This is a genomic window from Streptococcus constellatus subsp. constellatus (assembly GCF_023167545.1).
Taxonomy (GTDB): domain Bacteria; phylum Bacillota; class Bacilli; order Lactobacillales; family Streptococcaceae; genus Streptococcus; species Streptococcus constellatus.
In genome coordinates this window covers 439,765-458,007 of record NZ_AP014647.1, presented here as the reverse complement: position 1 = coordinate 458,007, position 18,243 = coordinate 439,765, and the positions used below count along the sequence as shown (strand labels likewise).

At 37.2% G+C, this 18,243-nt stretch carries 14 protein-coding genes and 2 pseudogenes; all 16 read right to left on the bottom strand.

The features are described 5' to 3' along the window. Positions 1-79: 79 nt before the first annotated feature. Positions 80-859: a sulfite exporter TauE/SafE family protein gene (locus SCSC_RS02315; protein ID WP_006269875.1), complete on the bottom strand. Its 780-nt coding sequence runs from the start codon at positions 857-859 to the stop codon at positions 80-82. Further along, on the bottom strand, positions 859-2,199 hold the full coding sequence (locus tag SCSC_RS02310; protein ID WP_006269852.1) for a hemolysin family protein: 1,341 nt from the start codon (positions 2,197-2,199) through the stop codon (positions 859-861). The genes SCSC_RS02315 and SCSC_RS02310 overlap by 1 nt, the downstream gene beginning before the upstream one ends. Positions 2,200-2,312: 113 nt before the next feature. Continuing rightward, on the bottom strand, positions 2,313-3,959 hold the full coding sequence (locus tag SCSC_RS02305) for a phosphoenolpyruvate carboxykinase (ATP) (protein ID WP_006269851.1): 1,647 nt from the start codon (positions 3,957-3,959) through the stop codon (positions 2,313-2,315). Positions 3,960-4,205: 246 nt separating this feature from the next. Continuing rightward, a complete protein-coding gene (locus SCSC_RS02300) occupies positions 4,206-5,330 on the bottom strand; it encodes an AI-2E family transporter (protein ID WP_006269873.1) in 1,125 nt (374 codons plus the stop codon). Positions 5,331-5,811: 481 nt separating this feature from the next. Beyond that, entirely contained in the window at positions 5,812-8,604 is a 2,793-nt protein-coding gene (gene ileS, locus SCSC_RS02295) for an isoleucine--tRNA ligase (RefSeq protein ID WP_006269876.1), read from the bottom strand. 263 nt (positions 8,605-8,867) lie between these two features. Continuing rightward, positions 8,868-9,629, bottom strand: coding sequence for a DivIVA domain-containing protein (locus SCSC_RS02290; protein ID WP_003070139.1), 762 nt, complete (start codon positions 9,627-9,629; stop codon positions 8,868-8,870). A gap of 9 nt (positions 9,630-9,638) precedes the next feature. After that, entirely contained in the window at positions 9,639-10,430 is a 792-nt protein-coding gene (locus SCSC_RS02285) for a YlmH family RNA-binding protein (protein ID WP_003070141.1), read from the bottom strand. Between the two features lie 4 nt (positions 10,431-10,434). Then, complete coding sequence (locus tag SCSC_RS02280) at positions 10,435-10,698, bottom strand: YggT family protein (RefSeq protein WP_006267366.1); 264 nt, start codon at positions 10,696-10,698, stop codon at positions 10,435-10,437. Between the two features lie 4 nt (positions 10,699-10,702). After that, a pseudogene (locus tag SCSC_RS02275) lies at positions 10,703-11,068 on the bottom strand (cell division protein SepF); the annotation flags it as partial. 86 nt (positions 11,069-11,154) lie between these two features. Then, a pseudogene (locus SCSC_RS09495) lies at positions 11,155-11,245 on the bottom strand (cell division protein SepF); the annotation flags it as partial. Positions 11,246-11,254: 9 nt separating this feature from the next. Beyond that, on the bottom strand, positions 11,255-11,926 hold the full coding sequence (locus SCSC_RS02270) for a YggS family pyridoxal phosphate-dependent enzyme (RefSeq protein WP_003070145.1): 672 nt from the start codon (positions 11,924-11,926) through the stop codon (positions 11,255-11,257). 1 nt (position 11,927) lies between these two features. Continuing rightward, positions 11,928-13,202 carry a cell division protein FtsZ gene (gene ftsZ, locus SCSC_RS02265; RefSeq protein ID WP_003070147.1) on the bottom strand — a complete coding sequence of 425 codons (1,275 nt, stop codon included), beginning with the start codon at positions 13,200-13,202 and terminating at the stop codon, positions 11,928-11,930. A gap of 18 nt (positions 13,203-13,220) precedes the next feature. Next, positions 13,221-14,606, bottom strand: coding sequence for a cell division protein FtsA (ftsA, locus tag SCSC_RS02260; RefSeq protein WP_003032354.1), 1,386 nt, complete (start codon positions 14,604-14,606; stop codon positions 13,221-13,223). Positions 14,607-14,728: 122 nt separating this feature from the next. Then, positions 14,729-15,790, bottom strand: a complete 1,062-nt coding sequence (locus SCSC_RS02255) for a cell division protein FtsQ/DivIB (protein WP_006269887.1) — start codon at positions 15,788-15,790, stop codon at positions 14,729-14,731. Further along, entirely contained in the window at positions 15,787-16,857 is a 1,071-nt protein-coding gene (locus SCSC_RS02250) for a UDP-N-acetylglucosamine--N-acetylmuramyl-(pentapeptide) pyrophosphoryl-undecaprenol N-acetylglucosamine transferase (protein ID WP_006269885.1), read from the bottom strand. Before SCSC_RS02250 ends, SCSC_RS02255 begins: the two co-directional genes overlap by 4 nt. Before the next feature lies 1 nt (position 16,858). Then, complete coding sequence (gene murD / locus SCSC_RS02245; protein WP_006269882.1) at positions 16,859-18,211, bottom strand: UDP-N-acetylmuramoyl-L-alanine--D-glutamate ligase; 1,353 nt, start codon at positions 18,209-18,211, stop codon at positions 16,859-16,861. Between the last annotated feature and the right edge of the window lie 32 nt (positions 18,212-18,243).

The following is an 18,243-nucleotide window of genomic DNA, read 5'->3' as shown; positions in this document are numbered from 1 at the left end:
TTTATTCATTTTCGTCCAACTACATAGCATTATTGTAGACAAGTAATATATTTATTTCAAATTTCTGTAGGACTAGCTATTATAAATTAAAAACAATATTATAACAACACAAAATTAGTAATGCTAGCATCATACAGGAATAAATAAAATTGACTTGCTTGTTGGAAAATTTTCGATTAATACTTGTTCCAATACTTCCACCAAAGATTGCAGCGATAACAATAAGCGGTACCAACTTCCATCTAAAACTATCTGGTTGAGCTATCATTATCATCTTAATTATTTTGGGTATTTGCGCAAAAAAGATCATTGCAATAGAGTAGGGTGCAGAATCTTTTGTATTGTAAGACATAAAACCTACTAATACGATAACATTGAGTGGTCCACCTCCGATACCTAAAAACACTGATAGGGCTCCGACTAATGTGCCAATAAAAAAAATAGTAACTGAATTTCTAATTCTATATTTGGGCAATCTATCACTTAACCTAGTAAAAAGGAACACTGAAAGTAGTACGAAGAATAACAAGAAAGACTGTAATAAGGTAACTTTTGAATTTGAAATTTCAAGTGTAACCAGCTTAAAAATAAAATCTCCAACTAGCCCCCCCAGTAGAGAACCAACTGAAAGACCATAAAGAACTTTTTTTTCAAATGCAACACCAGATTTACTATGCTTGTAAATTGAAGAAAGGCACATTGCAAATACAGCAATAGTCGAGTACATTCCAATTACGGTAACATTGTCAATACCAATAAAATCAAATACGGGTTTAATTATCGCACCACCACCTGCACCTGAAGTAGCCCCTAGAGCAGTGGCAATAAATACAACTAGGGCATATAAAATGATTTCCACTATCTTACCTCTCTTTTTTCTTCTTCTACTATTTCAGAGACTTCTACTTTGAGTTTTGTCACACGTCCATTTTTCACTTTATCATTGGTTAAAATGAGCTTTTTATTCTGACTTTCTACTTCATAACTCAAACGTTCCTTAGCATCCGGTATGGATCCAACACCCGTCAGATAATAACCAGCAATCGTATCAACATCATCACTTTCCAGTTCCACTTCAAAATACTCATTAAAATCATTCAAACTCATGGTTCCAAGGACAAAGTAAGTATGCTCAAAAACCTGATACACTTCTACTTCAGCCTTATCTGTTTCATCATCTATCTCGCCAACAATCTCTTCCAATAAATCTTCAAGTGTTACTAAGCCAGACATACCACCATATTCATCTAGCAATATCGCCATTTGATTTTGGGTGTTTCGCAACTCTGTCAACAAGTCATCTACAAAGATGGTTTCTGGTACAAAGAGTGGTTCTTGTAAAATTTTTCGCAGCACAATGTTATCAAAACCATTGGTAAAAGCCTCATTTAATAGACGCTTGGTGTGAATCAGTCCAATAACATTGTCTTTATCATCATCATAAACCGGAATCCGTGAAAAGTTCTGCTTCAAAATGCTTTCAATAATTTCCTTGGTATCATCATTGATATCCACCATAAAAGCATCGGTACGAGGAACCATCACTTCACGCGCCATCATCTCATCTAGTGAAAAAATTCCTTGCAACATTTCAATCTCGTCAGCATCCAGGGTTTCTTCACTATTCGTTAGCATATATTCAATCTCATCACGAGTCATTTTCTCATCAGCATCGTCAAAGGTCATCGGCGTTATCCGACTAAGCAGATTAGTGGAGGCTGATAAAAGCCAAACAAAGGGACCAACAATTTTCCCTAAGAAAATGATAACTGGTGCTGTATGAACTGCTAGAGCATCTTTGAGATTCAAAGCAATTCTCTTTGGATATAATTCCCCAAAAACAATAGAAACATAAGTCAAAATAGCAACAGATAAGAAGCTTGCAATCGCTCTTGCTGTCTCAGAATTTCCCATCCAAGAAGCAATTTCCCGACCGAGTGTATTAGCCAAACTAGCTCCTGATAAAATTGTAATCAAAGTAATTCCAACTTGAATGGTGGATAAAAAGTGATTAGGTTTTTCCAAGACTTTCAATAAGCGAATATATTTTGCATCGCCTTCGTCAGCCTTTTGTTCCACACGAGCACGGTTTAAGGATACCATCGCCATCTCAGCTGCTGAAAAAAAGGCGTTTAATAGTGTTAAAACCAATAATAGTAAAGCTTGCAGTAACAAGGTCTGACTGCTAGGGTCTTCCATGAATGTTCTCTCCTCATATATAAGTAATCTTAATTATAGCATACTTTTTGACTTCTTGCACAGGGAGTATTAAAAAGAAAAATTTGGAAGGAAATTACAAAGAAAATTATTTATTAAGATTCTAAATTTTGCAAAACGGTTTCCAGGCGTGAGATTGCATCAACAGGAAGCGCCGTTTTTGGATATTTTTGGTTGAAAGCAAGCAAGAAATTTAACCGTACCTGCATTCTTTCTCTGATTAATTGTTTATAGCGAGAATCAAAACTTGGAATAGGATAGCCTTCACATTCCATATATTCAAAACCTTCCAACGAGCCAAATGGTTTGAAAATTGCCTCTTCATCAACAATTTTTTCAATAATACTCAGACTAATCTCTTTTGAAATTCCTTTTCCCATATAAAATCCAGTATTGATAATATAACAGTCGACACCAGATTCAAAAAGGCTGCGAAATTTCCGATAGTCTTCTACCAATGGATACACTCTAAATGGATTAGCATAAGGTTCAATCACCAAATCATCATGCTTACCAATCACATTTTCAGCGTTAGAACGCTTGGTCATCAATGTACACCCCATCGTAGAAGCCATCAGCGGATCATTGATTTTAACTAAAGGCGGGAGAGAATCGTCTTTCATAATCCAGAAAATAGCTTGGATAGACTCATCAATTCGATCGACCCGATTTGGCGTTGCAAAACGAGACTTGACTGTCCGACCATTTCCGTTTCGAATATCTTCTGTCACTAATTTTTTTAATCCATTGTCATCTAGTGTTACACCACAATTCTGAACGGTCACAAAGAAATCTTGTTCCTTATGTCCAATTGGATAATCATTCGTTTTATCAAAGTAGGATGGTTCCAAAGCAATGGACGAGCCATCTTTTATAGAAATAATAAAGGCGTCGTCATGCAAAACCTTAATATCATATTTTCCATTGTGTTTGGCATGTGTCAGTGTGGATTTCCCTGAACCAGATAAACCAAAGAAAGAAGCTACATAATCTTGTTTATCCGCTTCTTGTTTAAAAATTTTCAAGCCGCCATGACACGCCACATAACCATTTCTGGCAGCTGTTGCCCAAGCTAAGGTTAAGGTTGCTTTTTTTAACTCACCAAAGTAATTTAAGCCCAGAATAGTAACACAATTGTGCTGAGTATCAAAATATACCAATCCTTCAGGATAATCTGGATGCTTCCATTTGGGATCAAAAAAGACAAATATATCATTTTCATCATACTTTTTAGAAGCTCTCAACCGATTTTTAAATTCTTCATCTAAAATTTGGAAATTTAAAAGCCATGAATACAAATTATTGATTTCATCCTCGGGAACCATGAGATGAGCACAAGCCATAAAAGCCTCATCAAGCCCCACAACTGCATCTGCCTTATAAAATCTCCGATGATGAGCCTGGTAGATTGCACTACGTACAATTGAAAGCAGCCTTTCATCTTCCTCACTGTCTCTACCAAAAATCCGTCGAGCTTTAGCCGTTCGACCCACTACAGCTCCGGAATTTGTTAATAAAACGCGTGCATAAGAAGGCAAGCCTAGTTCCTTTGTATGAATCACAGGCATATCTAGGACAACTGTTCCAGCAGCTGTAGAAGCTAATTGATAGGCTTCTTCCACTGTTTTTATTGCAACAACCTGATTTTCATAAAAAGCTGTTTCAATTATTGCCTTCAAGGGAGAAAAATAAGAAGAATCTTTTCTTATTTCCTGCGGAGAATATTTACGACGTGTTACCATAAGTGCACCTCCTCTATCTTATTAGTTCTATTTTAGCATAAAAATACATTTTTAGTTTTAATAAAACGCATTATAAAAAAGAAGTCTTTTCCAGCTCGGAACGTAATTCAGATAACTTTAAAACAAAAAGTCTGGGATACAAATTTCCCAAACTCTTACAAGATATTGTTTTTATAACGAAGCGCAGTAGTTGAAAGTGGGCTGACAAAATCAATTGCTTTCGCAATACCGATTTTGTTTCCCTTCTTACTTGTTGATAATCCCATACTCTTCGTTTTTCTTTTGTTCCTGTGTTGATCGGTGATTATCATATAAATTTGCTAGGAACTTCGCAATTTCTTTCAGAATGGAATAAGTTGGAATCGCTACAATCATCCCAACAATCCCATAGATATTACTCGACAAAAGTAAGAGAACCATAATGGTAATCGGATGCACCTTCATCACACCACCTACAATTCGTGGGTAGAGAATATTACCATCAATTTGTTGCACAATGAGCATATAAAGAACAGCAATGAGCATTTTTTGAGGGTCCATAATCAAATAGGTAATAATCATTGGAATTAAACCAATACTTGGCCCAATATAGGGAATTAAATTTGCAATAGCAGAAAAAATAGCAAATACCAAAGCATACTTCAAACCAATGACGCTATAACCAATGAAAGCCAACGTTCCTATAATAAAAGCATCAATCGAAATCCCACTAATATATCGTGCAATCGTTGCATTTAGATTGGTCAACAGCTTACTGATATTCAGCTTATCTCGCTTCAGAACAGTTCTTTCCAACATCGGAAGCAATTTGTCTCCATCAATTAAGAAATAAACCAAGAAAATCGGTGTCATAATCAAGATTAAAAGCGTGTTTAAAACAGCTGACACAACACTTCCCAAGCTATTAGTTACACCATTTAGGATATTTTGTAAAATATCCACATAAGATAAATTTAACTGCCGCAAGATTGATTGAATATTAAAGTTTTTAAATAATTCATTCTGAGAAAGTTGATTAATCCACTTTTGTAACCCTTCATAAACATCCTGAGTAGAATTGATCAAACTGGTCAACTGCGTAATTAAAATAGGCAAGAGATAAATGATCCCCAAGGTAATAAGCCCAAACAAAAGCACCAAGGTAATTAAAACACCAAAAATCCGCTTAACTTTCAGTTCTTTCTCCAAAAATTTCACCAATGGATTGGTTACATAATATAAAAAGCCTGCGATAAGAAAAGGAATTAAAACCGTATTTAAAACACTCACAAAGGGGGAAATCAGACCTTCCATTTGTCGCCAGATAAAAAAGATAATTGTCAGTAGTAAGACTTCGGTGGTCCAAAAAAATAACTTACTTTTATGAAACATACAGTTCCTCCTAACAGCTATTCTATCATATTTTCCAGGAAAAATGAGTGCTTTTTTAAAAATGAATCAAATTATTTTTTAAGAAGATGTACTTCTATCTCACAATTCCAAAAACTAGTTCATTTTTCTCGCTTGCTTATAAATCATGATAACATAGACTCGTGATTCTAGAATAAAGGGTTCGCTAATAGATTTAAACCCAAATTTTTCATACAAACCAACAACCTACTCTTGCTCCTCTATCCGAATCTCTCTTTCAAGCCATTTTTCAGCACAAGTCTCCGGATCAACTTGCACCCAAGTCCTTGACTGCGAGCAAATGTCACCGTTAGAACACAACCAAAGTAAATAGTTTCTCCCTTTCAAATATTCTCGTTATACAAAAAACTAAGCCCAAGTTAGTAAAAACGTTGAGCTTAATCTTTTCTGTTATTGTTCATTCCTTTATGTTGACCAGAGACTAAGTGTGTGTTCTATCTCTTTATTTCGTTTCAAAACCTTCTGCAAGCACTTGCGCAAAATGTTCTTCAACAATTTCTGCACAGTGATCACAAACAATTGCATGATAGCTACGTTCTGTGACTGTTTCATCTACTCGACGGCAACGTTCACAAACTTGACCTACTGCATGCTCTACTGTAAAGGCTACATCCTCAAAAGCAAGAGCATTTTCAGGAACTAGTTCATCTGCGATTGTTAATTTAGACACAATGAGAAGTTGTGCAACATCGCTATTAACTGCTTCAAGTAGTGTTCTCACTACTTCATTTGGATAAACCGTTAAGTGAGCTTCCAAGGATTTTCCAATAACCTTTTCATTACGTGCTTCTTCCAAAGCTTTTTGAGCTTGACTGCGGAAGTTCATAAAGGCTGTCCAAGTATCCAACAGTTCTTCCTCATTAGGGAAAGTCTGCGCATCTGGCAATTCCGCTAACTGAACAAACTCTTCAGGTTCATGCTCTAAGTAAGACCAGATTTCCTCTGCTGTATGTGGAATAATAGGAGTCAACAATTTTGTAATGTTTACTAGAATATCATAAAAGACGGTTTGCATTTGACGACGTTCTAATGATTTAGCTGCTTCAATGTAAACAACATCTTTTGCAAAATCAAGATAGAAAGCTGATAAATCAACTGTCACAAAGTTTACAATTGCTTTATAAATATCTAAAAATTCAAAGTCCGCATAAGCTTTACGAATGGTCTTAATAAGTTGATTAAAACGAACAGTCATATATTTATCAACGGAGCGAAGATCATCGTAAGCAACAGTATCTTCTTTCGGATTGAAATCAGATGTATTGGCAATCAAGAAACGGAGGGTATTCCGAATCTTACGGTAAGTTTCAGAAACTTGGCTCAAAATATCCATAGAGATACGAACGTCGTTACTGGAGTCTACACTCGTTACCCAGAGCCGCAAGATTTCCGCACCAAATTGTTTTTCAACATCACTTGGAGCAATCGTGTTGCCGAGAGACTTCGACATTTTCTCGCCTTTACCGTCCAAAGCAAACCCTTGTGAAAGAATTTGTTTATAAGGAGCCACACCATGATTTGCAACAGAAGTAATCAGAGAAGAATTGAACCAACCACGATATTGGTCTGAACCTTCAAGATACAGGTCAGCAGGATAAGTCAATTCTGGGCGATTCACAACTACGCCATTCCAGGAAGAACCTGAATCAAACCACACATCCATAATATCTGTTTCTTTAGTGAATATACCATTCGGTGATCCTGGATGAGTAAATCCTTCTGGAAGTAAGTCTTTCGCTTCCCGTTGCCACCAAACAATCGAACCATGAACAGCGAAAAGTTCTGCCACATGCTCAATCGTTTCTTCTGTCATAATCGGTGTCCCATCCTCTGCATAGAAGATTGGAAGTGGCACTCCCCAAGCACGTTGACGAGAGATAACCCAGTCGCCACGGTCACGAATCATGTTGTAAAGACGCACTTTTCCCCATTCTGAGTGGAATTTAACCTTTTCAATCTCATCCAAGATTTCTTGACGGAATTTTGATACAGATGCAAACCACTGTGGTACGGCACGCCAGATGATTGGTTTTTTCGTACGCCAGTCAAATGGGTAAGAGTGAGAGATTTCTTCTTGAGCAAGGAGCAAGTCACCAAGTTTCTCAATAACAGTTGGTGCAACCTTGTCATAGAATTGGCCTTCAAAGTCAGGACCAGCATTTTCCATCATGATACCGCGTTCGTTAACAGTGACAAACACTTCCAAGCCGTTGGCAACACCGACATTATAGTCGTCCTCACCAAAGCCTGGTGCTGTATGGACAATACCAGTACCAGAATCTGTTGTAACATGGTCACCAAGGATGACAAGTTCTTCTACTTCAATATCCCACGGGTGTTCCGTCACGATGTAGTTCAACTCTTGACCACGGTAAGTAGCCAACACTTGAACATCAATCCAGCCAAATTTCTCAGATAAGCTATTCAACAATTCAGACGCTACAATAAACTTGCGAGTTTCACCTGCTGGCTGTACCAAAACATAATCAATATCTGCACCCACTGTCAACCCACGAGAAGCTGTGACGGTGAATGGAGTTGTGGTCCATACAACAATGTAAGTATCTGTATCTAGAACGCCTTTTCCATCTTTGACTTTGTTGGCGTAGTAAAGTGAAGTTGAAACCAAATCATGGTATTCAATCTCTGCTTCAGCAAGGGCTGATTCAGATGACCAAGACCAGTAAACTGGTTTCGCACCACGATAGATATAGCCTTTTTTCGCCATTTCTCCAAAAACACGAATTTGAGCAGCTTCATAGTCTGGAGTCAAAGTCACATATGGATATTCCCAGTCACCTGAGACACCTAGGCGTTTGAAATCTTCACGTTGTTTATCCACTTGACTCAGTGCATAATCACGACAAAGCTTTAAATATTCTGCCAAATCCATTTCTTTTCGTTTCACACCTTGCTTCGCTAGAACTTGCTCGATTGGAAGACCATGCGTATCCCACCCTGGAATGTAAGGTGCATAATAGCCAGACATTGATTTTGAACGCACAATAATATCTTTTGAGATCTTATTCATAGCATGACCAACATGGATATTTCCATTGGCATATGGAGGTCCATCATGAAGTGTGAAATGCGGTTTTCCTTCATTCAATTCTTGACGGCGTTGATACAATTTTGCATCTTCCCATTCTTTTTGCCAAAGAGGTTCTTTATTCGGCAAACCAGCACGCATTGGAAAAGCTGTTTTTCCAAGATTAAGAGTTTCCTTTAATTTCATAAGTTCTCCTTTTTCATATTAGTAACATATTAAAATAAAAAAACCACAAATTCATCCAAAGGACGAAAATTCGTGGTACCACCTTCATTTAGACAAGAATAATATTCCTATCCCTCTTACTCGTAACGTGAGTTAGGCGCTAAATCTTACTGTTTTTCAGATCTAAGTTTGTAAAATGATAATCCTAACAAAAGGGATTACAGGTCTCTCACCGTCACCTGCTCGCTGCGAATATTTTGTTAGCATCTTGTTTTTACATTTTCTTATAAAATATCTACTGATTCTGTTGAGTTCTCATCATTTGTTAAATGCAAACCCAAAACAGACTCGTCTAAAGTTTCAAATGCTTGTGTTTCTGCTAATTCACGATTTGCTTCTTCAATGCGTTGCTGTAGTTCTTCTATTTCTTCCGGAGAAAATTGACGTGTCAGATCAATTTCATCTTCTTCTGCTGTCTCAACAACTTCCCCTAGAGCTGATTGAACAACTTCTTTAAAAGCTTCATCGCTTGTTTGCAAGTAAGTAGCTGTTGGACGAAGAATATCTTCCCATTCTGAAGAATTCACAATGCTTAATTGACTTTCAATTGTTGATTTTAAACGTTGGTGGAAGACACGCGTTTTATTTTTCAACTCTTCTGTTTCAACAGCCACTTTCTTAGCATTATCTGTCGCTTGACGAAGAATTTCATTAGCCTTGTATTTTGCCTCATCTAACAAATGTTGGGCTTCTTGCTCAGCTTTATGAACAATGTTTTCAGAACGGTCATTTGCCGCTTGTTTCACACGTTCTGCTGTATCTTGTGCAATCAATACAGACTGGCTAAGGGAATCCTTCATCTCGTCAAAGTAAGTCAAACGTTCTTCCAGATTTTTAATTTTTGACTCTTGTTCATGATTGACACGAACTAAATCTTCATAATCTTGGACAATGATGTCAAGAAATTCATCTACTTCGTCAACATCATATCCTCTAAATTTGTGAGCAAAAGCTTTATCTTTAATTTCTAATGATGTAATAGCCATATTTTCTCCTTACTTACTAGACAATAATTCAACAGTTAATTTGTACTTTCCATTTTTTGAAAAGCCATTTTCTCTTAAAACTTTTACTCTTCCATATCCTCGTACACTAATCAAGTCATTTAATAACAAATGATGACTAGGATTATCCAACATAGAATAATTTACCCTAACTTGCTTTGTTGCTATCAACTTAGTCGCAACACTTCGTGACAAACGAAATGAAGCAGCTAAGACTTTATCCAAACGCATACTAGAAACAAGCACATCTCTTAGCTTTGAATCTGCTTGAACAGCTATCAGTTGTGAAAAATCCACTTGTTTCAATTTTACAGATGTCTTTGCTATCCTTGAGATATGATCGATGAAAAATTGAGTAAATTTTCTATCTACCATAATTTGTGCTCTACCAGAAGCAACAAGAATATCACCAAAAACTTTGCGCTCAATTCCTAATTGATTCAGCACTGTTCCCATTATTTGCGAATGGGTTAAGTGGTGAAATTTATTCGCATAGCTGATTTCTAACAGATCTATTTCAAAATCACTTACTTGCAACTCATAGTAGAGAGGAGCAATAATGACTTTAGCCAATTCACTCGTATAATAATCCGAACTTGAAAATATTTGCAATTGCAAATGATTTCCAAGATTTCGTAAAATTTCAACTTGGTGTGGATTCACAAACGAAGTTACTTCAAAAGAATAAGAATCCTCAACTCGCTGCATCTTTTCTAAGCTTTTATCAACAAATTCACGATCTTCTTCTGTAAAATGTTGGTATAAATGTTTAATATTCCTCATGAATTTAAGCTAAAAGCAAAAGAGCATTCAAAATGATGCCAGAAATCAAATTCAAAAGAAAGATAACGATAAGAATCGTCCAATCAAGACCAGCAAATTGTAAATTGAAACGTTGAAATGGTTTCAAAACAGGCTCTACTATCCGTAAAATCAACTGACCAAGTGATGTTTGATAGGCACCCGGAAACCAAGATAAGAGAGCATACACCACTAAAATAAATGAATACACTCTTACCAAATTATAAAGTATATTTACAATCCAAACCATGTTTTTATCTACGTTTCATATCAAAATCAAATTCGCCACTTTGTAAATCCTCAGGTAATTTCAAATCCTCAACATTTACAACAACATTGATTGGTGTTAAAAGGTACATTGTACTTGCAACTTTTTTTATATTTCCTGCAAGCACATAACGAGCACCATCCAAATAATCCAAACAACGACGAGCTTGCACTTCTGTCATATATTGAAAATCAATCAAAATGCTTTCATTAACAATTAACAAATCAACAATTTCAGTTGTTTCTTCATATTTTCTTGGATAACGAACATTGATTGTCACTTTGTCATCTGAAATTGTCCGATGTTGTGCCAATTCTTGCTGACGTGCATGCAGACGAGTAATGTTCTCATTTGCTCCCGACTTTGTAGAAGATTGTGAAGAGCTACTCGCTGTATGTACTAGTCTTTCTTTGGTAGGTGTAGATTGATTACTCACACGCGGTGGTAACTCTGGCGTTTGAACGCTTGCGTCTTCACCATCTTCTGTAAAGTAATCAATGAATTTATCAAATCTATCTTTAAGAGACATAATACTTTCCTATTTAAAAAATGCGGTACCAATTCTGACAAAAGTCGAACCATTTGCAATGGCTATTGCATAATCGCGGCTCATTCCCATACTTAAATCAGTAAAAGGCATGTTGGGTAACTGTTTACGTTGTAATCTTTTTTGTAATTGATTAGCTTGTTGGAAAATAGCATTTAATTCAGCCTCATTCGCTTCAAATGGTGCCATTGTCATCAAACCAACAATCTGAATCTTTTCAAGTTTTTCTAGCTCAGGTAAAATAGTATCAATTTCCTCTACAGTGAAACCATGTTTACTGGCTTCTTTGGAAATATTGACTTGTAAAAAGCATTTAATGATATGCTCTGCTCTTTTGTTGATTTCTTGAGCTAATTTTACTGAATCCAAGGCATGGAAATAGTCTACATAGTTAATGACATCTTTCACTTTTCGCCTTTGAAGCGTACCAATTAAGTGCCAAATCACATGTTCATCTTGTAGAGCCTGATATTTATCTAGAAACTTATCTACTCGATTTTCACCGATATGATGAATCCCTGCTTTAATCAGTTCTTTAGCAGTAGAGCTGTCAACATATTTGGTGACAGCTATTACTTCTACTGATTTTTCTGAGCGATTAACTTGTTGTGTAGCCTGTGCTACATTCTCCAAAACTTGAGATGTATTCTTTTCTAAATCCATTTTAGCGGTTTTTAAAGAATGGTGGTGTTTCTAATTCATCGTCATCAGAACTAGTATCTTCATAACGTTCTACAGCTGGTGTAGTATTCGTTTCTGTTGAACGAACAATATTTTCACGACGCAAATCCCAGTCACCAAATGCTGAAACTTTTGGGCTTTCTGCTCGTTGATGGCTTGGCTTTGGTACTTCAAGATTTTCAGTCAAGTCAAAGTTACGATCGTAGCCTTGAGTTCCTCGAGAATTACGATTTCCACGAACTGCAGTTGAATAAGAATTTTGTTGAGAAACTGGGCGAACACCACTTACTCGATCAATTTTTTCTTGACGAACACCTGTTGCAACAACTGTCACACGAATTTCATCTTTCATACTATCATCAATAGATGTTCCTAGCCAGATATTCACACCATGACCAGCTGCCTGATTGACAATTTCTGATGCTTCTTCTGCTTCAATCAAAGTCATATCAAGCCCACCTGTAACATTTATGATAACATCTTCAGCTCCATCAATCGTTGTTTCAAGAAGTGGTGAATAGATAGCCTTACGCGCAGCTTCAATAACACGTTCTTCACCACTACCAATACCAATTCCCATAAGAGCATCGCCTTTATTTGCCATAACTGTTTTCACATCAGCAAAGTCAAGGTTGATAAGTCCTGGGCTTGTAATCAAGTCTGTAATTCCTTGCACACCTTGTCGAAGGACATTGTCTGCCTCGCTCAAAGCTTCAAGCAGAGGGGTTTTCTTATCAACGATTTCAAGCAAATTATTGTTTGAAATGATGAGAAGCGTATCTACATGCTCACGAAGTTCATTGATGCCTTCAATTGCAAAGTTCCCGCGCTTACTTCCTTCAAAGCCAAATGGACGAGTGACAACTGCAACTGTTAAAGCTCCCAGTCCTTTTGCAATACGAGCAATAACCGGTGCAGCACCTGTACCAGAGCCACCGCCCATACCAGCTGTAATAAAAACCATATCAGCTCCTGTAAGAGCTTCTGTCAATGTTTCTTCGCTTTCTTCAGCCGCTTTACGACCGATTTCAGGCTGTCCTCCAGCCCCAAGACCACGCGTCAACTTTGGACCAAGCTGAATGACTGTTTCTGCTTTTGAACCACTAAGAGCTTGAACATCTGTATTGGCAGCGATAAATTCAACGCCTGATACTCCTTCATCAATCATGCGGTTAATGGCATTGCCACCACCACCACCGATACCAATAACTTTAATTACTGCTCCTTGTGTCGCAGCTGTATCAAATGAAAATGTCATAATGTATTACCTTCTCCTTTAATCAAACATATTACCAAGCAGATTTCGAACACGATCTGTCAATTTTTCTTTTGGCTGTTGAGATTGTGTTGGAAGTGGTTCTGGACGTTCAACTTCTTCTACTGCTTCATCAACCAAAGCCGCAGTTGGCTGTTGTGGTTGAGTAAAGCGTTGCAACGGATTGAACGACTGACTTTGCTGTGTTGAACGAGAGAATTCAACTGGCTGATGCCGTAAAAGTTCATCACCATGAACAGCAGCTTGTGCTAGAACATCCACTTCAGATAAGTTTCCTGCATACTCTGATAAACTAATAACATGGGCAAACGCTGGATTACGAATACCGATTTGATTTGGAACATATAATTTAACGGGAACACCGAAAACTTCTTGTGCCAATTCAACCACGCCCGGCAAAATCGCACCGCCTCCAATAATAACAATACCACCTGGAAGCTCTAATAAATGTCTTCTCTCTAAATCTTGCTTGATTTGTTCAAAGATATGTTTAACACGCGCTGAAATAATTTCTGCTAAATAACGCTCTGTCACTTCAACTGGTTCCACTTCACCAATTACTTCCACTTGGAAAGACTCATTGCTTGCGGCAGGTACGTATGCTTCTCCATAGTTAAACTTCAAGCTCTCTGCCAACTTCTTAGATGTTTTTAAAACCTTAGAGATGTCTTTTGTAACATATTCGCCACCTTCTTGATAGATATTGGTAAATTGTAATTCTTGATTGCGAACAGAAGCTGCAGTTGTTTGGCCGCCCCCCATATCAATGACAGTTGCACCAAACTCACGCTCTCCTTCATTCAGAACGGATTTTGTCATAGCGAGCGGAGAAATGATAATGTTTTCAACTTGAACTCCTGCACGCTCAACCGTTTTTCTCAAATTATGAAGAATAGTACGTGGACCTGTATATAGAAGACCACGCATTTCTAAACGAATTCCCATCATTCCGCGAGGATCACGAATTCCTTGGAAACCATCTACGATGAATTCCTCTGGAATAAAGGTAATAACTTCCCGGTCTGGAGTCATACTTTTTGTCAAAGCAGATCGTACAACATTTTCAACATCTGCATCTGTAATTTCTTTCGTTTCACTTGTCACAGGAATCATACCTTGTGTTGCTTCAATCTGCAACAAGTTAGCAGGCAAACCAACATTCACCAACTTAATTGAAATCCCTGCTTTTTCCTCTGCTTGTGAAATTGCAGACTTTATAGCACTTGCTGCTGCTTCGATATCTACAATGATACCATCTTTGACACCAGCACTTTTGGCGTTACTAACCCCAATTACATTTAATTCATTGTTTACGTGTTCTGCTACCAAGACCTTAATGGAGCTTGTTCCGATATCTAATCCTGTAAAAAAGCCATCTCTAGCCATTAGACCATTCCTCTCTGTTTACCAAGTTTCTCACTTATCAATTTAACTATCAAAAAAGTATAGTTATTCAAAGCATATTATAACATAAAAATTTAAAAAGTGGTTAGATTTTCTGCATTATTTTAGCTAATTCGATAACTAAATATCCCTGCTTCCATATCCACAATACTTGCTTCGGTTAATTGTGGTTTAATTTTTTCATAATAAGGTAGCTTTTTGGCCACTTCTGACAGAGGAACTATAATTTTATTTCCATCTGTCATCATGAGAGTCAACAAATCCTCGGTCGCTTTACTTGGTGTATGCTGAACTGTTTGAATTTCCGATTTGATCGTATCGGAAATACCTGCTAATTGTCGCACAAATTTCTTAAGCATAGCTTTATCTGAAAAATCAAGTCTAATATAACTTTTAGGTAATTGTGATTTAGTAACTGGGTTAGCAATTTCTTCTCCGCTAGATAATACTGGAAAATATTGCTCTCCAGAATAATCATAAGCGACAACTTTATATTCTGTCACTTTAATTTTGAATGTAATGGGGAACCGGTACGTTATTTCTGCCTTTTCAGCCCATAAATTTGACTGTTTGATATTCTTAGCATGGGCTTTTTGGCTCAAATAGGTTGTCAAGGTGTAGTCCTCTTTTTGAATACTAGAAGCCTCCAGAACCTCTGTTTTGGACAGTTGTTTATTCCCCGTCACCTCTATATTCTTTAATTTTGAATAAGGACTAATAAAATAAACAGCTAAAATCAACAAAACAGAACTGAGAATCAAGACTGGAAGAGCACGGTAAACATGACGAGGAGCAATTTTTTCTCTAGTCTCTTTTTCATTTTGTTTGGCTTGTTTGCGTTCTGCTTTCTTCTTTTTTCGCAAGGCTGCTTTATCAAGAGGTTCATCTTGTTCTTCCTCAGAAGTTTCTGTCTCGGTAGGCTTTTCTGCCTCCTCTGACTCGTTCTCTTGAGTATCCGCTGTCACTTCTTCTGCACTTTCATCATTCTTTTCGACTTTCTTTTTTTCAGAATTTGGCAAATGCTGCTTTTTTTGCTCTGCTAGTTCTTTCTCTTTTTCAGCTTCTTCTTGAGCCTTTTTTTCAAGGTATTCCTTGTTTCTTTTTTGCCACTCAGAAAGTTTTTCTATTTCTTGCTCTTTCTGATCCTCTTGCTTCTTTTTTGTCATTTTCTTCCTTTGTTCATGTCATTTTTTAAAAGGTTATAAAATTCATCTAACGATTTTATTTCGTGGGACTGTTTCATGTTTTCTTCATAAAATTCTTTCTGTTCAAGCAATTCTGTTATCATTTTTTGTAGATTTTCAAAGTTTAGTTGACCCTCGTCCAACTTCTTAGCATAGCCTTTTTTTACAAAATAATCTGCATTTTCAATCTGATCACCACGGCTTGCTTCTCGTCCCAAAGGAACAATCACATGGAGTTTTGCCATAGCCAATAACTCAAAAATAGTATTAGATCCGCCACGTGTTATAACGACATCTGCTAAGTTCATCAACGGTTGATAGAGATCTGTCACATAGGCAACCCGATAGAGATGATTGGATAATTCATCTAAATGAGCATCTCCTGATAAATTGATAACATTGTAGTGCTGAGTTAATTCTATTTTATTTTCCGTTACCAAATCATTAAAGACCTTAGCACCAGCCGATCCACCAACAAACAGAAGGGTCGGAAGATTTTTATCAAAATGTTGCTGAATCCTTTGAATCTGCTCATTTGGTGCAGTTATTTTTTCTCCTACTTTTGTTACAGCTCCTATATGTTCAATTTTTGTCAAAGCATGAGCTTGTTCAAAAGTCGAATACATTTTCGTAGCACATTTGTAAGCAATTTTATTTGCTAGACCAATAGAGAGGTCTGACTCATGCACATAAACTGGTACTCTAGATAAACGCGCTGCAATGACAGGAGGAACCGATACAAACCCCCCTTTGGAAAAGAGAACTTGTGGACGAACCTTTACCATAATCCCTAAAGATTGTAAAATCCCCCACGTTACTTTGAAAATATCCAGCATATTTTGCCAAGAAAAGTAACGACGTAATTTCCCTGTCGCTATAGAATGAAAAGTGATATCCAAACCTGACTTCTGGATTTCTTGGTATTCAATCCCATGTTTGTCACCAATATAGTGAACTTGCCAGCCTGCGTCTAGGAATTTTGGAATGAGCAAAAGGTTTAGCGTCACATGACCAACTGTTCCTCCACCTGTAAATATAATCTTTTTCATCTTAACCCTTTAATTCTTCAAATGTTGTAATAAATTCATCGCCCCGAACTTCAAAATTTGGATACATGTCCCAGCTAGCATTTGCAGGACTGAGCAGAATAATGTCGCCTGCTTGAGCTTCAGCAAAAGCTTTTCGTGTTGCATCTTTCACATCAGTAGCATCAATATAGCTAACATCTGCTTTAGCCGCTGCTCTCTTGACACGTGCTGCGGATTCTCCAAGAATAATCATTTTCTTCAATCCTTGAATATCTGGGATCAATTCGTCAAATTCGTTGCCACGATCCAGTCCACCAGCAATCAAGATAACCTTGCTATTCTCAAAACCAGATAAGGCTTTTTGTGTTGCTAGAATATTTGTGGATTTGCTGTCATTATAAAATTTTACATGGTTGATTTCACCAACATATTGAAGGCGGTGTTTAACGCCACCAAAACCTGCCAATGTTTCTTTGATGACTTGATTTTCAATGCCACGTAGTTTTGCAACTGCAATAGTTGCGAGGGCATTTTCAACATTATGACTCCCTGGCACACCAAGCTCATCAGCTGCCATAATTGCCTCCCCACGAAACATCAAAACATTTCCCTCTAAGTAGGCACCATCTACTTTTTCTTTTGTTGAAAAGGGCACAACGGTTACTTGCGTCTTTGCAGCCAACTCTTTCGCTAATATTTGGTTGAAATTCAATACAAGAAAATCTGTTTTAGTCATATTGTTTTGAATGTTCCACTTAGCCGCTACATATTCCTCAAAAGAGCCATGATAATCAATATGAGTTGGCATCAGATTGGTAATCACTGCAATTTTTGGATGAAAGGTTTCAATGCCCATGAGTTGGAAAGAAGACAACTCCATGACCAAAGTATCATTTTTTGTTGCAGTTGTTGCAACTTGACTGGCTGGAAAACCAATATTCCCAGAAAGCAAACCATTTTGACCACCTGCAGTCAAGACTTCCGCAATCATTGTTGTCGTTGTTGTTTTTCCATTAGAGCCCGTAATCCCAATAATTGGAGCATCTGAAATCAAATAAGCCAACTCAACTTCAGTGATGACTGGAATTTTCTTTTCCAATGCTTTCTTGACCATAGGGTTGTCGTAACGAATACCAGGATTTTTGACCATTAGTTCAAATTCTTCATCCAAGAGTTCCAAAGGATGACCACCTGTTACAACTTTGATTCCTTCTTCAAGGAGAGACTGAGCAGCAGGATTTTCCTCAAATGGCTTCCCGTCATTCACTGTAACAATCGCTCCTAACTTATCTAATAAACGAGCAGCAGATTCACCAGACTTGGCCAAGCCTAAAACTAAAACTTTCTTATTTGCAAAATTTGTAATGTGCTTCATAACACGCCTCTTTTTAATTCTTCTGTCTCTAT

Coding starts and splice junctions, on each gene's coding strand:
- SCSC_RS02310 (WP_006269852.1), bottom strand. CDS start 2,199: ATGGAAGACCCTAGCAGTCAGACCTTGTTACTGCAAGCTTTACTATTA.
- SCSC_RS02305 (WP_006269851.1), bottom strand. CDS start 3,959: ATGGTAACACGTCGTAAATATTCTCCGCAGGAAATAAGAAAAGATTCT.
- SCSC_RS02300 (WP_006269873.1), bottom strand. CDS start 5,330: ATGTTTCATAAAAGTAAGTTATTTTTTTGGACCACCGAAGTCTTACTA.
- ileS (WP_006269876.1), bottom strand. CDS start 8,604: ATGAAATTAAAGGAAACTCTTAATCTTGGAAAAACAGCTTTTCCAATG.
- SCSC_RS02290 (WP_003070139.1), bottom strand. CDS start 9,629: ATGGCTATTACATCATTAGAAATTAAAGATAAAGCTTTTGCTCACAAA.
- SCSC_RS02285 (WP_003070141.1), bottom strand. CDS start 10,430: ATGAGGAATATTAAACATTTATACCAACATTTTACAGAAGAAGATCGT.
- SCSC_RS02280 (WP_006267366.1), bottom strand. CDS start 10,698: ATGGTTTGGATTGTAAATATACTTTATAATTTGGTAAGAGTGTATTCA.
- SCSC_RS02270 (WP_003070145.1), bottom strand. CDS start 11,926: ATGGATTTAGAAAAGAATACATCTCAAGTTTTGGAGAATGTAGCACAG.
- ftsZ (WP_003070147.1), bottom strand. CDS start 13,202: ATGACATTTTCATTTGATACAGCTGCGACACAAGGAGCAGTAATTAAA.
- ftsA (WP_003032354.1), bottom strand. CDS start 14,606: ATGGCTAGAGATGGCTTTTTTACAGGATTAGATATCGGAACAAGCTCC.
- SCSC_RS02255 (WP_006269887.1), bottom strand. CDS start 15,790: ATGACAAAAAAGAAGCAAGAGGATCAGAAAGAGCAAGAAATAGAAAAA.
- SCSC_RS02250 (WP_006269885.1), bottom strand. CDS start 16,857: ATGAAAAAGATTATATTTACAGGTGGAGGAACAGTTGGTCATGTGACG.
- murD (WP_006269882.1), bottom strand. CDS start 18,211: ATGAAGCACATTACAAATTTTGCAAATAAGAAAGTTTTAGTTTTAGGC.